Source organism: Bradyrhizobium denitrificans (assembly GCF_013179005.1).
GTDB classification, from domain to species: domain Bacteria; phylum Pseudomonadota; class Alphaproteobacteria; order Rhizobiales; family Xanthobacteraceae; genus Bradyrhizobium; species Bradyrhizobium denitrificans.
Map to the genome: position 1 here is coordinate 62,467 of NZ_JABFDP010000009.1, position 15,879 is coordinate 78,345.

Here is a 15,879-nt window from a genome sequence, read left to right on the forward strand (position 1 = left end):
CTTCGTGGCGCAGGCGCGCGGAAGAAATCGCCGGGCGTCTCAGCCGCCGGACAACCACGGGGACGCCTCTCCCGCAGATCGAGGCGGCGCAGCCGCGCGCGAGGTTTCATGCGCGATCAGCGATACGGCCAAGTTGCGCGTGGCTTTCGTTCACGAGACCGCTATGATGCGCCGGCGCGTTGAAGGTGTGGAGCACAGTTGCGGTTGGCCCTCAATCACCAGACCGCTATCTTCGCCTCAGTGCATGGCCCTGGCTTCAGGGCCATTTTTTTGGTCGCGTCCAGCCGATGCGAGTGGCGTCCTCGCTTCCTGTTTCAGGGCCGCGCTTGCGCCGCCAGGGCTGTCCCAGCGTATCGATCCGGACAAGCTCGGCGTTCCATTCGCGAAGCTTGTCAAAACTGGCGAAGAGCCACCGAAAGGAATCTTCCGGGTCGTTATGGCGGGTCTGAAACACGCCCGCCTGATGATGTTCGACGAGGTAGAGCAGGTTGTTCGAGGGCGAAAGCCTGACGATCTTCACGAACTTCTCCGCGCCAGCGTGATCGATGCGCAGCATGTCGCCCTTGAAGACCCGCATGATCGGTTGCGCCGCTGGCGCGTCATGCGACTCATTGGCTTGATTGGCCTGAAAGACGGTCGTGGCCCGCGCGATCCATCGGCCACTCTCGGCTTGCAGGATGTCGACGAAGGCATTCTCGCCCGTATTGTAGGACTTGTAGATGCGGCCGGCTTTGTCGCGGATCGGTACCAGATAGTCCGGCTTGATCGATTTGGTCAGGCGGACATGGCGAATGCCATTCGGGTGACCAGCAATGTCCCTGCGCTGCGCGAATGACAGCACCGCCGCTTTGAGCGTCTTGCCCTGCTGCCTTTCGCCGGCCACATGGGCTCTGACGAGGTCTCGCAAGCGGCGATCGCGAATGCGGTCGATCTCCTTTTCGCTGATGTCCACGAAGGTCTTCCGATAGACCAGATTTGCACCATCCTCGGTTTCGGGGTGTTCGACGGTCCCATAGGCGGTGTCTTCATGCAGGCGGGCCTGGAGGCCGTGATCGGGCTTGTGCGATACGAGCATCGCCTTCAGCCTGGTCTCGAGATCGATCCGGAACGTCGGCCAGGGCAGGAGAACTTCGATCGTCCGTCGCGTATCGTCATGCGCGCTCGCCATGCGGCGCAGCAGCGCCTGGTCTGTCAGTGCGGCCACCAGCGCGTCGATGGCATGATGACGGTGGTCCTTGCGGCTCTTCGCGGCTCTGTCGTCGCTTCCGGGCAGCAAATCGTTGAGCTCCCATGTTGCGCGGAGCAGCGCCGTCAGCCGGCCCGGCAGAACGTGGATCCTGTGCGGGTGGGTGACCGCTGCGAGATATTGCTTGGCGACGCGCGCCAGCCAGCTGGTCTCGTTGAGCAGGCGTGCCTGAAAGTCGCCGAGCTCCTCGAATTGCGCCCGCGCGCCTGGACCGAAGCGCCAGCGCTTGCCGCGCGGCAGGCGCGCTGCGCGTTCTGCAATGTCCGCCCAATCGTAAGGCCTGCCTTGGCGATGGCCAAAGGCCTCGAACGGCGTTCGATTGCCCTTCTCACGATTGGCGTAGCGCATGCAGACCACTTTGTTGGCCGCGCTGTCGTCCCAGCTGATCGAGAATGGGATGAGGTGATCGATATCCACATCATCAGAGACCAGACGTTCGAGGCCGATCGCCTCGCCCGTATAGGGGCATTCGCTTGCAACATCGCCTTGCTCGTCCCAGAGCCGAAGCTTGAGGAGATTGTGCGCGCTCGCGGGGAGCCCGAGCTTGCGCAATAGGGAGGTACGCCTGTCGTTCTTGCGCTGGTTCTCGGCCTGCTCGCGTTCGAGCTCCGCCAGCCGTCGGGGCGACAGCTTCAGGTCACGCGTCAGCTCGACGGTGATCTCGGCCGGCGGTCCATGCCGTCTGATGAGCTCATTGACGACGCGTCGCAACTGGCCGATCCCGATGTGAACGGTGGGATTCGGCAAGCGGCCCCAGCGCCGTTCGTTGGTGTCGCGCTCATCGTCCGAGCCCACGACATCGTTCTGCAGCCATTGTCCATAATAGGGCAGGTAGCCGGTGGGAGAGAGCTTGCCGCTCGGCAGCAAAGCGTGATCATAGCCGGCCGCGCTGGCGGCCTCCGCGTAGGTCCTGCCAGCTTCCATGAGCGGCAGGACCCGCTTGATCGCCCTCAGTCCAAGCCTGCAATATCCGTCAGGCAGCAAGGCGGACAACGCCCGCTGCGCAGCTGCTTCATCAAGGCGGTGAGTTGTCCCGAGCGAGGCGATGATCGCTGCTTCATCGAGCGCGCTCTCCAGCAGCGCGACGATGTCGATCTGACGATCCAGGGACCGGTCATGCCATGCCGGGCCAAAATGCCTCCTGGCGGACAGGATCGCGCCGGTCGCGTCGCCCTTGAGGTGATCACGCCGGTCGCTTTCAAGGTTGAACCGCGCGTCCGACGGCAATCCGAGAAGGCGGCGGATCTCATCGAAGCTGAGTTGGTCGGTCTGTAGCAGTGCCCGTGCGACCTTGTCCTGATCCTCCTTGCCAAGCCTGGAAGACGTGGGGCCAGTCTCCACCACGGCTAGATTGCGGACGTCCTGCCAGATGCGGAAACGCTGCGCCAGGGGATGCGACCAGGCGCAGCGAAAGCCGTCGACGTCGTCCTGGCTGGTGGCGGGGTCGAGCGAGCATTTCCCGATCGACGGCCGCTTCATCGCGCGTTGAGAGAAGATCGCCTCGCGGATCGTGTCATGCACTTCGGCCGTCATCGTTGGGTGATGCGGTGCCTGTGCCGCCCAGATGGCTTCGAACTCCGCATCAACCATCGCGCGTGTCGGATAGAATTCATACCGCGCCTGGACGTCGCCGCCGACAGGGCTGCGGGCGCGCACTGTGGCGCGGAGCTGATGACGGCGGTTGAGGAATTCGCCGAGCGTGCGCGCGCCGCACGCCTGCATCGATGTCTGCAGTCTGCCGGCCGCGGCCTTGATCGCGCTGGCGTCCTTGTCGCCTTGCTCGATCGCTCGATTGGCAAACAGGCCGCGCCGCTGGTTGAGGTGAAACAGCGCCCGGCCGACATGATGCAAAGGCAGCACTTCATCGAGCGCTTTCGCGCGGAGACCATAGGGATCGAGGCATTTCAATCGCTTTCGGGCCGGCTCATCGGCGGGCATCAAGCCGTGCTTGACCAGCAAGCCCATCAGCTTTCCGCGTCGCTGCAGATAGCGGTCTCGTCGTCGTCGTGCACTGCGTGCGAGGCGGCGACCGGCCGCATTGGATTGCTTGGATTGCGGGTTACGACCGTCGGGGAAAATCCTGACGCCGCCCGGGCCAAGGCCCTCGGGCTGTCCGTGATCGTCGAGCCAGACCACGAACCATCCCAGCGAATTGGCGCCGAGATCCACGCCCAGACGGTAGGCCCGTAAACTCGTTCTCTTCATGATGACTCATTACTCAACCTGCTCCGAGGAAGGAGCAGACAACCGAGCCGTCATTGTTCGATGGACGCAGCGCTGATTCAACTCTGAGGACCGGCTGCTTTGTTCTCGATTGCACCCCAGGTGTCGGATTGACACAACCTCAAGGGGAATAGATGCTGGTGGTGGTATCTATGTCGAATGCGTGGATAGAGGTTTTGCCAACGACGTAGCGGTCTGGTGATTGAGGGCCTCCCGTTAACAAGTTCGAATAGAGCACCAAATGGGGCGGGCTGCGGCTCGCCCCTTCCATTTGGTGGGCGCACTGGCGCGAGTCAGTTCGATGACGCAAGGAATCCAGCGTAATGGACCTTGCAGACGCTGCGCTCGCATCCGTGATCTCGTTTGGCTACGATCGTTGCGACGTCTCCTCACGAGGATTTTCATGCACGATCTCACCCGCTGTGTTCAGCACCCCACAGTGTCTCATGACGGCTTTTCGTCGCTCGCGGTTCCGACCTTTCGCGCCTCGACCATTGTCTATAGCGATCCGCAGGCGTTCGCGCATCGCGCGGAGCGCGGCCTGGACGGCTACACTTACGGCCTGCATGGAACGCCCACGACGCGGACCTTGGAAGCGCAACTGACGGCGCTGCATGGCGGCGAACGCACCGTGTTGGTTCCGTCCGGGCAGGCGGCCGTCGCGGTGACGATGATTGCGGTGCTCAAGCCGGGCGACAAGGTGCTGATACCGGATCACGTCTATCCACCGGTACGTGACCTGTGCGCGAACTATCTCGCGTCGCGCGGCATCTCTTACGCGGTCTATGATCCGCTGATCGGCGCCGGTATTGCCGACCTCATTGATGCCAGCACGAAGCTCATATGGCTGGAGTCGCCGGGCTCCGGAACAATGGAGGTGCAGGATGTCGCGGCGATCGCTGCCGTCGCGAAGGCGAGGGGCGTGCTGACGGGCTGCGACAATACCTGGGCCAGTCCGTTGTTGTTCAAGCCGCTGGCGCATGGCGTCGATTTCGCGATCGAGGCGCTGACGAAATATGTCGGCGGCCATTCCGACCTGCTGCTGGGCTCGATCACGGTCAAGGATCTGGCTCTGCACAGCGCGCTCAAGCAGGTGCTGGGCGTACTCGGCATCGGCGTCTCGCCCGACGAGGCGGCGCTGGCCTTGCGTGGTATCGAGACGATGGGCGTTCGCATCGCGCATAGCGGCCGTGTCGCGCGTGACTTTGCCGAACGGCTGCAGAGCGTGCCTGCGGTTGCGCGTGTTCTGCATCCGGCGCTGCCGTCCTGTCCGGGTCACGAGATCTTTGCGCGCGATTACACCGGCGCGAGCGCCGTTTTCAGCATCGTGATCCGGCCGGAGTTCACGGCGCGGATCCCTGTTGCGCTCGGACATCTGCGGTTGTTCGCGATTGGCGCGTCGTGGGGCGGCACCCACAGCCTGATCGCGCCGATGGACGTCGCGGCCAGCCGCACGGTGCGCCCTTGGAATCCGGTGGAGGGATTGGTCCGGCTCAGCATCGGCCTCGAAGAGCCAAACGAACTCTGGGAGGACCTCACGCGCTTTCTTGCGGCGCTCGGGTCCGGCTGAGCTGCGCTCGTTAACCTCGTGGCGGCTCACATCGGGCGCGGCGGTCCGGAGTTTTGCGGAATCGTGCCGGCTTGGCCGCGATGGTGTATAGAGGGGGCTCGTAATGGCTCGGCGCAAGCACGAGCGAAATCGACCAGGGATGGAGCGACGCATGATCGTCAGCGGCAAAGCGGTGATCCGCATCGTCCTCGGCGTGGTGGCCGTCGCCGTGACGGCGGTCGCGCTGATCTTCGTGTTCGACCCAGCCATCAATTTTGATTTTCCGCCCTCCGCCAGGGAGAAGACGGCAGCGGGCGCAGGGGCGCCGGCCCAGTCCGGATCGGGCGGGGTCGCCGTGCAAACTCCTGGCGCTCAGGACCAGGATCGCGCTGCAAGCCCGCTCGCCAAGATGCAGCAGCAGGCGGGTGGTCTCGCAGACGTGCTGAGCCCGCTCGTTCCTCAGCCGAGTGCCGATAGCGATTTGCCGGCGTTTGACGTGGTCAATGTCGACCCATCGGGTGACGCCGTCGTCGCGGGCCGGGCGACGCCTGGGGCCGCCGTGGAACTGCTGCGCAATGGCGAGGTCCACGATCGCACCGTTGCGGATCGTTCCGGGCAGTTTGCCATGGTTCCACGGCGGCTCCCTGCGGGGACCTACGATCTGACCTTGCGGGCGAAGCTCGCGGATGGGCGAGAGCTGTCCTCGAAACAGAGCGTTGCCGTCATCGTCGAGGCTGGCCGACAGCCGGCGACCGTGGCCCTGCTCGCGCCCGGCGAACCGACCCGCGTTCTCTCGAAGCCTTCGGGATCGATCCCGCAGGCGCTCGCGGTGGACGCGGTCGACGTCGAGCCGAGCGGCATCCTCCGCGTCAGCGGCCGCGCGCGGCCGGGGGCGACCGTGAGACTTTACCTGAATGATCGCCTGATCTCCTCGGCGACCGCAGCCGCCGATGGACGTTTGAACATCACCATCGGCAAGGACGTGGCGCGCGCCAGCAACGACCGGATCCGGCTCGACGAGGTGGATCCGAAGTCGGGATCGGTTCAGGCCCGGGCCGAGGTGCCGTTAAGTCTGCCGGAGGACTCGACGACCGCCTCGCTGCCATCAGCCGCGGGAGCTGCAGGCAAGGCGAACGGCAGTCCGGCAGCTCAGCGCACAGCGCTCGCAGCCGCGGGTGGTTCCCAGGACACGGTCGCTCATGCCGGCGGAGGTGAGCCGAAGATGATCACCGTCACCGTCGCCCGCGGCGACAGCCTGTGGCACATCAGCCGGCGCCTGCTCGGCGGTGGGACGCGCTACGCCGTGATCTACAAGGCCAATCGCGAGCAGATCCGCAGTCCCGACCTGATCTATCCGGGTCAGGTGTTCCTGCTGCCGGCCAAGCGATAATGCGATGCTACCCGCGATCACGCGGCTTGCAAGATTGGCGAAACTTGGGAGAAGCGGTGTCGGCAGATGGCCGCGTCAACCGGCGCTGAGCCGCACGCCGGCGCGCAGGAATTTCTGCGGGTCGACCGCCTCGCCGTCGATGCGCGTTTCGTAGTGCAGATGCGGGCCGGTCGAGCGGCCGGTCGAGCCGACCTCACCGATGATGTCGCCGATCTTCACCTGCTGGCCGATCTTGACGTTGATCTCGGAGAGATGGCCATAACGGGTGGACAGGCCGTTGCCGTGATCGACCTCGACCATGCGGCCATAGCCGCCTGACCAGCCAGCATTGACCACCTTTCCATTGGCGGTGACGCGGACCGGATCGCCTGTGGCTGCACGGAAATCGAGGCCCGTGTGCATCGCGGGCCGGCCGAGGAACGGATCGGAGCGCACGCCAAATCCGGAGGTGAACTCGACCTCTCCGATGACCGGCTTGCGATAGGGCACCAGCGACAGCGTGCGGTTCATCTTCTCGACCTGCGCGCGGGTGATGTTGATGCGATAGAGCTGGCGCTCGAACGGGCCGGATTCGGCGCCGAGCTTCACCGGCACGAAGGGGCCGCCCATCGCGCCCTTCGGGGCCGCAGCTTCGAGCTGGCCCATGTCGAGGCCGAGATCGGTGATCACGCCGCGCATCCGGCGCAGCTTCGATTCGAGCGTCTCTTCCGCCGACGACAGCATTGCCAGCTGCCGCGCTTCGACCTGGTCGAGCGAGCGCGTCAGCCGCGTCAGCACATTGTCGACGCCGGCGAGCTTGGTCGCCTGGTTCGGTTGCACGTTCGCCAGCACGGGGCTGCGCGATTCCAGCCGCGCCTCACGGTCTGGCGGCGCCGTGAAGATCACGGTATCGCTGATCGGCGACGGCTTCGGCGTGGCCGGCGCGGCGGACGGCTCGATCGCGGGGCCGCGCGCCGGCGGACGGATCGCGCCGGTCACATCGGGAATGCTGCCCAGCGCGGTGGCGCGGCCCTCGAGCGCGGTCTGGCGCTTCAGGATCTGGTCGAGCTTCTGGTCGAACTGCTCCTGGTCGAGCAATTGACGGCTGGTGGCGCGATCGACCTTGGCGCGCAGCTCCGCGATCCGATCCTCATAGGCGTATTGCATCTCGGCCTGACGGGCGATCAGGCGCGTCAGCACGTCGTCGCGGAATGCGAAATAGGTGGCGGTCGCCGCCGACCACAGGCCGAGCAGGCTGACGGTGCCGACGACGATCCAGAACACGACCGGGCCGATTCGGACCTGGCGGCCGGCATGCACCAGCGTGTAGTCGCTCTGCGAGGTGGCCGGAGCGGGGGCAGGGTGACCGACCGGAGAGCGCCGCTGCTGCACGGCGCGCCCGCGGTCATGCGAATGGTGCTGGGGATATTCGGCGTACTGGCCGGAACGATGCGACATCGACACTCCCGCGCCGGCCGGAGCTCATCGTTTCCAGCGGCGTCATTTACGGGAGGGATTTGACCCCTGCATGGTTAATTTTTCCCCAACACCATGCGTTGCAATCTCAGAGCTCGCGCGCCGCCGTGAGCACGGCGTCGGCATGGCCGTCGACCTTGACGTTGCGCCACACTTTGGCGACGCGGCCGTCGGCGCCGATCAGCACCGTGCTCCGGATGATGCCGAGGAATTTGCGGCCATAGAGGGATTTCTCGCCCCAGGCGCCATAGGCCTCCAGCATCTCGTGCGTCTCGTCGGAGATCAGCGGCACGGCCAGATCGTGCTTGTCGCGGAAATTGTCCTGCGCCTTGACCGAATCGGCGGATACGCCGAGCACCGCGGTGCCGGCGGCGGCAAACTCCTTGGTCAGGCGGGTGAAGTCGATCGCTTCCTTGGTGCATCCGGGGGTATTGGCTTTCGGATAGAAGAACAACACCAGCTTTTGTCCGGCATAGTCGGCCAGCGAAACGGTTCCGCCGCCGTCGCGCGGCAGCTTGAAGGCAGGGGCCTTGGCGCCCTCGGCCAGTACGATTCCGCCTGCAGCGGGGATGGTCGATGCGGGCTTCGCCTTCGCCGAGGGCTTGGTCGCGGGCTTGGCTGCCTTCTTGGCGACGGTCGTCTTGGCTGTTGTCGTCTTGGTCGCCTTGGCAGGCTTCGTCGTCACGGGCTTGGCGGTCTTTTTGACGGCCTTCTTGGCGGCCATTGCGGCCCGGTTCCCCGCGATCCCATCGCGGACTCCCGGATTGGAGGATTTCTTTCGTGATTCCTTTGACATACGCCTTCCTTTCGTCGCTTTCCGCAGCTCAATCATGAGAGTGTCTCGGTCCTTGTCCGGTGTCCCGGGAAATCTTGCATCCGTGCTTCGGCGCACGCGGGGGGCGACGCCTCTTGCGACGACGTGAAAATCACGGATACCAGCACGCGTGAGTACCAAAGCAATGACGACTCTCGTACCGTCTCCGGATCAGCTGTCCCCGTCACATATTCCGACCGGTCATGGTGAAGCGCAGCTTCGTCGGCACGAGCGGGTGGGCAAACCTCACGGCGGCAGGGTATAGTGACGAGGAGTTTGTGCATCGTCTTCTCCGCGTCGCGGAATTGACGACAGCAGGCGGCTCGATTGGGCCCGTTTCAGTGGGACGGGCGGGGAAGCGGCGATGCCGGCGATCGAAGCGCGCAGCCTGTGAACGGGCGGGGCAACATCGGCGACCAATCTGGCTCGGGCCAGATTGTCACCTACGCATCCAACACCAGGGGCCAGCACCGAGAGGCAATGGCAAGACAGACATCCCCCCACCGGCCCCATCTGCAGGCGGACACCCAGGGCCAACAGTGGGATGACGCCGATTGGGATACGGCTCACCCCCACGACGCGGATGCAGCGCATGACGAGATCGCCGGCCAACGCGTCCGCAGGCTGCTGTCGCGCGACGATTCGGGCTCGGCTGCCCTGTCGGGCCGGTCCGGCAAGGCGCGCAAGGGCGGCCTGGCGCGGCGCATCGGCATTGCGCTGGTCGCTCTGGTCCTGATCCTGGCGATCGGGTTCGGCGGCTTGTGGCTGCGGCTCGGCGCCGGCCCGATCAGCCTCGACCTTGCGACGCCTTGGCTCGCCGCGGCGATCGCGGACAATATCGGTCACGGCAATACGGTCGAGGTCGGCGGCACGCAGATCGAGCGCGCCGGCCGCATCCGGATCGCGGTCCGGATTCGCGACATTGTCGTTCGCGATCAGGAGCAGGCGATCGTGGCCAGCGCGCCCAAGGCCGAGGTGCGGCTGTCCGGCGCTGCCCTTTTGATGGGTCAGCTCCGGGCCGAAAGCCTGAAGCTGGTCGATGCCGAGCTCGCGATCCGCATCACCCCGGACGGCACGGTCACGGTCTCCACCGGTGAGACCAGCAAGCCGCTTGCCACCGGCGTTGCCTCCAAGCGTGATGCAGGCCTGCCGCCGACCTTCCCGCGGCCGGGCCAGCCCGTCACGCCGCCGACCGCGCCCGAGGCGGCGACCCAGCAAGCTGCGCCCGCGAACCCGGCTGCCGCAGGGACCGCGGTGCCGGCGAGCGCCCAGAGCGGCCTGCTGGCCGGTCTCGACTGGCTCGACAGCCTCAGCCTGACTGGCCTCGATGGCCAGAACCTCAACGAGATCGGCTTGAAGAACGGCGTGCTGATCGTCGACGACCAGCAGCGCGGCAACAAATGGACATTCGAAAATATCAGCCTCAGCCTGCGCCGTCCCTCCGGCGGCGGCGTCGCGCTGAGCCTGGGCGAGGAGGGCGCCAAGCCGTGGCTGCTGCGGGTTTTGGTCGGACCGCCCTCCAACGGCGTGCGCTCGATCGACATCAAGGCCGACAAGGTCTCCACCAGCAACATCCTTCTGGCGCTGCGCCTGAAGGACCTGACCTACATGGCCGACCTGCCGCTGACCGGCGAGATCAAGGGCGAGCTCGCCCGTGACGGGCTGCCGACCTATCTGCGCGGCAAGATCAATATCGGCGCCGGCAACATCATCGATACCGATACGCCGGATTATCCGATGGCGATCGACTCCGCCGAGATGAGTATGGAATGGGATGCCGGCCGCCGCGTGCTGGTCGCACCGTTCAAGGTGATCTCGGGCGCCAACCGGATCACGCTGAACGCCAATCTTGAGCCACCCAACGACGCCGTCAATGATTGGCGGCTCGGACTGAGCGGCGGCACCATCCTGCTCGGCGCGATCGAGAACGAGGCGCCGCTGATCTTCAACCGAATCTCGATCAACTTCCGCTTCGACACCGAGGGCAAGCGCGTGGTGCTCACGCAGGCCGAAGTGTCCAACGGCGAGATCGGTGTCGCCGGGACCGGCAGCGTCGAATATGCCGGCGAGCCGCGGCTGAAGCTCGGCTTTGCCGCCACGCCGATGCCGGCACTGGCGTTGAAGCGGATCTGGCCGGCGCTGATCGTGCCGGAGGTGCGGGCCTGGATCATCGAACGGATCGAGCGCGGCAACGTGCAGCGCGTCGACGTCGCGGTGAACTCGCCGACCCGCAACCTGCCGCGCAAGGGACCGCCGATCCCGGATGACGGACTGGACGTCAACATCTTGGCGACCAATGTCACGGTGCATCCCGTCGACGGCCTGCCGTCGGTGCGCGATGCCGACATGAAGGCGCATGTCACGGGGCGTACCGCCACGGTGACCATCGGGCAGGGCGTGGCCGACACGCCCGCGGGGCGCAAGCTGAACTTCTCCGACGTCGTGTTCGAAGTGCCGGACATGGCGCCGAAGCCGTCGCCGTCGCGTCTGCGCATGCGCGTCGACGGGCAGGTCGCCGCGGCAGCGGAGATTCTCGCCTCTGATCGGCTCAACGACCTCTCGTCGGTGCCGATCGATCCGAACCAGACCAAGGGCACGTTCCAGGCCAATGTCACGCTCGCGATGCCGGTCAAGGGGGAGCTGACCAAGGCCGACACCAATTATACGGTCACGGCGGACCTCAGCGGCTTCGCCGCCGAAAAGCTGGTGATGAACCAGAAGCTCGAGGCCAATACGCTGAAGATCGTCGCCAATACCGCGGGCTATCAGGTCAAGGGCGACGTCAAGATCAACGGCCAACCGGCGACGCTCGACTATCGCAAGCCGACCGAGGGCGACGCCGACATCAAGATGCAGGCCGTGCTCGACGATGCCAGCCGTGCGCGGCTCGGCATGGATCTTGGCACGGCCGTGACCGGTGACGTGCCGCTCAAGCTGAACGGCAAGATCGCCGGCTCTCCCGATCGCGATAGCCGGCTCGGCGTCGAAGCGGATCTGACCAAGCTGAAGCTCGACAATCTGCTGCCGGGTTGGGTCAAGAATCCGGGCAAGGCGGGCAAGGCGACCTTCAACGTGGTCGCCAAGCAGCAATCGACCCGCTTCGAAGACATCAACGTCGAAGGCGGCGGGGTCGCGATCAAAGGCTCGCTTGAGGTCGACCAGAACGGCGACCTGATGAACGCCAACTTCCCGACCTATTCGCCATCGGAGGGCGACAAGACGCAGCTGAAGGCCGAGCGCGGCCAGGACGGCGTTTTGAAGCTGTCGATGCGCGGCGACGTGTTCGACGGTCGCGGCTTCCTGAAATCGGCGATCTCGGGCACCAACAAGGATGCCGAGAAGAACAAGGCGCGTTCCAATCTCGATTTCGATGCCGAGGTCAAGCTCGGAGCCGTCGCCGGCTTCAATGGCGAGGCGCTGCGCAGCGTCGATGTCAAGCTCTCCAGGCGCGGCGGCGCCTTCAAGAGCTTCAATCTCAGCGGCAAGGTCGGGCGCGATACGCCGGTCACCGCGGATATTCGGGTCGGCCGCGAGGCGCCGAGCTCCGATCCGCGCGCCCGCCGGCAGGGACGCGAGGTGATCTATCTCGTGACCAATGATGCCGGCGCGCTGCTGCGCTTTGCCGATACCTATACGAAGATGGCGGGTGGCGAGCTGGAGCTCGCGATGGAGCCGCCGACGGCCGACAGCAGCCCGAAGGAGGGGCTGGCGATCGTTCGCAATTTCACCGTCAGGGGCGAGCAGGCGCTCGATCGCGCCGCGTCCGGCGCGGTGCAGGGCGCCTCGCAAGGCATCGCCTTCACGATGTTGCGCGCGGAGTTCACACGGCAGAACGGGCTGCTCTCGGTTCGTGACGGCGTCGTCAAGGGACCGACGCTCGGCCTCACCCTCGAAGGCAGCATCGACTACAACGTCAACCAGGTCCGCGCCTCCGGCACGATCGTGCCGCTGTATGGGCTGAACAACATGTTCAACCAGATTCCGATCGTCGGTCTGTTCCTCGGCGGCAGCAATGAGGGTCTGTTTGGCGTGACCTACGAGGTCGTGGGAACGCCGAGCCAGCCGGTGGTGCGCATCAATCCGATCTCGGCGATGCTGCCGGGCGTGACGCGCAAGATCATGGATTTCAACACGGGCAAGCAGCAATACCCGCCGGGTGAGCTGCCGCCGAACAATTGAGGGGCTGGCGGCGCCGGTCGGCGTTGAGGCCGCTTTCTTGACGAATACCCTTGGTTGTGGTTGGCGCGCGAGACAAGCGACGCCCTGTCCAAGCTCGTCGATTGTCGAGGCACGTCGGCAGACACCTTCTTGGGGGCCCGCCGGTGCACCTGCAGGATTCAATGCGCGTATGGTGCAAGATCAGATTGCGGCATGCGTCGGCTTGCGACTATATTTCCGGTAGTTTCTTACTGTTTCTGAGAGTTCATTGTGAAACACTCGCTTGTCCTGGTCGGACTGCGTGCCGGCGTTTTTGCGCTGCTGGGTCTGATCGTCGCGCCGGATTCAGCCCGGGCCGGCTGCTCAATCGGCGGAACGGTTCAAACCTGCACTGGAGATGTGTCGGCGGGTGTTGCGGTCGATCCCTCCGCGGCCACGCTGCTGGTCAATTCACTGACCACCAGCATCACGCCGACCTCAGGGACTGCCGGCGTTTCGGCCGGGCAATTCACCTCCGATATTTCCAGCACGATCGATCTCGGGCCGTTTCAAATCATCACCTCCGGGGCTGGAGGGGTGAGGTTCATCAGTGCGCGAAACGTAGATCTCACATTCAAAGGGGCGATCTCCACCAATGGGGGTGCGGGGATCGTTGCGTACAGCGGTGGTGAGCCGAGCTTCGATGTCCGTGTCAGCTCGACGGGAAACATCTCGACCCGCGGGGCCGGCGCGGCCGGTATCACCGCCGGCACGAGTTGCTGCGGGGGCGTGACTCTTGACTCGACGGGAGACATCTCGACGAATGGGAACAGCTCCAACGGTCTTGTCGCGCAGGCGGGCGCCTTCTCGAGCGCGGTGACGTCGAAGGGAAACGTGACGACCGCAGGCGACAGCTCGGCCGCCATTGCGGCATTCAGCAGCGGCTCCCTGGCGAGGATCTCGTCGCAAGGCAACCTGGCGACATCGGGAAGCAGCGCTCCAGGAATCACTGCGTCCGGCAGGGACATCGCCATCAATTCGATCGGCAATATCGTCACGAGCGGAAGCGGGTCTGATGGCATCCTCGCGCGATCCACATCCTTTGGCCAACTCAGCTCCATCAGCTCGAACGGCAACCTCACCGCGTCCGGCGACGGCTCCTACGCAATCCATGCCATCACGTCCAGTATAGGCAACACCACCGTGACCAACCTGGGAGGTACGATCTCCGGAGGGCCGGGAGCGGGCGCCGGCATCTACCTGCAGGGAGGCAACGCCAACGTCCTGACGAATTATGGCACGGTCACCAGCGCAGCGGGCACCGCAGGAAGCGCGATTTTGGGCGATACCGGCAACATTGTCGTCAACAATTCCGGCACCATCCTTGGCAGCGTCAACCTCGGCCGCGGAACCAACAGCTTCAACAATCTTGCAGGGGCCGTGTTCGCGCCGGGCGCTTGGATTGCGCTCGGGGACGGAATGACGCTGACAAATAGTGGATTGCTCGCTCCCGGCGGGAGCGCCGCGATCCAGACGACCAATCTCAGCGGCAATTTGATCCTGAATTCGGGCGGAACCTATCTGGTCAAGGTCTCGCCCACCGCATCCGATCAGATCGTCGCGTCGGGAACGGCGGCATTGTCGGGCACGGTGAATGCGGTCTTCAACCCCGCCGCCTATGTGACCAAGCGATACACGATCCTGTCCGCGGCCGGCGGCCTTAACGACACGAGGTTCTCCACCTTGGTGGAGACCAACCTGCCCGCGAATTTTCATGCTGCGCTGAGCTACACCACCAAGGATGTCTACCTTGATCTGATCCTCAATTACGGACTTCCCGGTGGGCTCAAGGGCAACCAGGCCGCAGTCGGGAATACGCTGATCAACGTGTTCACCGGCAGTGGAATTCCGTTCGTCTATGCTGGGCTGACGGCGAATGGGCTGACGCAGGCCTCAGGTGAGGTTGGCACGTTGCCGCAGCACACGACGTTCGATGCAATGGGCCAGTTCATCGGGCTACTCACCGACCCACTGATACAAAGCACGGCCGCGCCTGCTTCGTGGTCCGGCCGGGCAGGGTTTGCGGGCGAGCGCGAGGCGAACCAGGCAAATCGGCGGGCCGACGCGTTTGCGATGTTCACCAAAGCCCCTCCGCTGCCATTCGTGCAGCACTGGAACGTGTGGACCGCAGGCTTCGGTGGGTCGCAATCGAGCAACGGGCAAGCGAGCGTTGGATCGAGTGACACGACCAGCCGAATCTACGGTGCAGCTGCGGGGGCCGACTACCTGTTTTCGCCGAATACGCTGGCGGGCTTCTCGCTCGCCGGAGGTGGCACGAATTTCAGCATCAACGGACTCGGTTCGGGACGCTCTGATCTTTTTCAGGTCGGTGCGTATATGCGCCACACGGACGGACCGGCCTACGTCTCGGCAGCGGCGGCTTATGGTTGGCAGGACATCACGACCGATCGCTACGTGACGATCACAGGCGTCGATCATCTCCGCGCGGCGTTCAACGCGAACGCCTATTCCGGCCGGGTCGAAGGTGGCTACCGCTTTGTCGGACCTTGGAGCGGTGGCGTCGGCATCGCGCCCTACGCAGCGGCGCAGGTCACCACGATCGCCCTGCCGTCCTATTCGGAGCAGGTGGTCTCCGGTGCCGGAAGCTTCGCCTTGAATTACGCTTCGAGGAGCCCGACCGACACCCGCAGCGAGCTCGGCGTCCGTACTGACAAGTCGTTTGCGGTGACAAATGGTGTGCTCTCTCTTCGTGGCCGCCTTGCCTGGGCGCATGACTTCAATCCCGACCGGGCGACTGCCGCAACATTCCAGGCGGTGCCCGGGGCGAGTTTTGTCGTCAATGGGGCGGCGCAAGCCAGAGATTCGGCGCTGACCAGCGCCGCGGTCGAGATGCATTGGATGGCCGGCTGGTCGGCGGCAGCGACCTTCGAAGGGGAGTTTTCGGATACGACCCGCTCATATGCGGGCAAAGCCGTCGTTCGCTACGCGTGGTAGCCGGGTCGCTTCCGGTGCGCGAGCGCAGCAGGTCGCGACGCGCGCGGCTT

The 15,879-nt window shown here is 64.8% G+C and carries 7 protein-coding genes; 4 read left to right on the plus strand and 3 right to left on the minus strand.

Annotated features, from left to right (window positions below; all coding sequences use genetic code 11):
* Nucleotides 1-256 precede the first annotated feature (256 nt).
* A complete protein-coding gene (gene cas9, locus HL671_RS11405) occupies nt 257-3,451 on the minus strand; it encodes a type II CRISPR RNA-guided endonuclease Cas9 (protein ID WP_172236453.1) in 3,195 nt (1,064 codons plus the stop codon).
* 421 nt (nt 3,452-3,872) lie between these two features.
* On the opposite strand from cas9, the gene HL671_RS11410 reads away from it, so the two are divergent.
* Together HL671_RS11410 and HL671_RS11415 are read left to right on the plus strand one after the other, a co-directional pair.
* Nucleotides 3,873-5,039, plus strand: a complete 1,167-nt coding sequence (locus HL671_RS11410) for a trans-sulfuration enzyme family protein (RefSeq protein WP_172236454.1) — start codon at nt 3,873-3,875, stop codon at nt 5,037-5,039.
* A 151-nt stretch (nt 5,040-5,190) separates the two neighbouring features.
* On the plus strand, nt 5,191-6,408 hold the full coding sequence (locus HL671_RS11415) for a LysM peptidoglycan-binding domain-containing protein (RefSeq protein WP_172236455.1): 1,218 nt from the start codon (nt 5,191-5,193) through the stop codon (nt 6,406-6,408).
* A 75-nt stretch (nt 6,409-6,483) separates the two neighbouring features.
* Here the strand turns inward: HL671_RS11415 and HL671_RS11420 are convergent, their stop codons facing one another.
* Both HL671_RS11420 and HL671_RS11425 read right to left on the minus strand, forming a co-directional pair.
* On the minus strand, nt 6,484-7,845 hold the full coding sequence (locus HL671_RS11420) for a M23 family metallopeptidase (protein WP_012044029.1): 1,362 nt from the start codon (nt 7,843-7,845) through the stop codon (nt 6,484-6,486).
* Nucleotides 7,846-7,951: 106 nt separating this feature from the next.
* Nucleotides 7,952-8,659, minus strand: a complete 708-nt coding sequence (locus HL671_RS11425) for a peroxiredoxin (protein WP_012044030.1) — start codon at nt 8,657-8,659, stop codon at nt 7,952-7,954.
* A 498-nt stretch (nt 8,660-9,157) separates the two neighbouring features.
* Here HL671_RS11425 and HL671_RS11430 point away from each other — a divergent pair, with 498 nt between their 5' ends.
* Both HL671_RS11430 and HL671_RS38325 read left to right on the plus strand, forming a co-directional pair.
* The gene (locus HL671_RS11430; RefSeq protein WP_012044031.1) at nt 9,158-12,856 is read left to right on the plus strand and encodes a YhdP family protein; all 3,699 of its coding nucleotides are present in this window, start codon (nt 9,158-9,160) and stop codon (nt 12,854-12,856) included.
* A gap of 249 nt (nt 12,857-13,105) precedes the next feature.
* Nucleotides 13,106-15,829 carry an autotransporter domain-containing protein gene (locus HL671_RS38325; RefSeq protein ID WP_307769034.1) on the plus strand — a complete coding sequence of 908 codons (2,724 nt, stop codon included), beginning with the start codon at nt 13,106-13,108 and terminating at the stop codon, nt 15,827-15,829.
* Nucleotides 15,830-15,879: the final 50 nt, after the last annotated feature.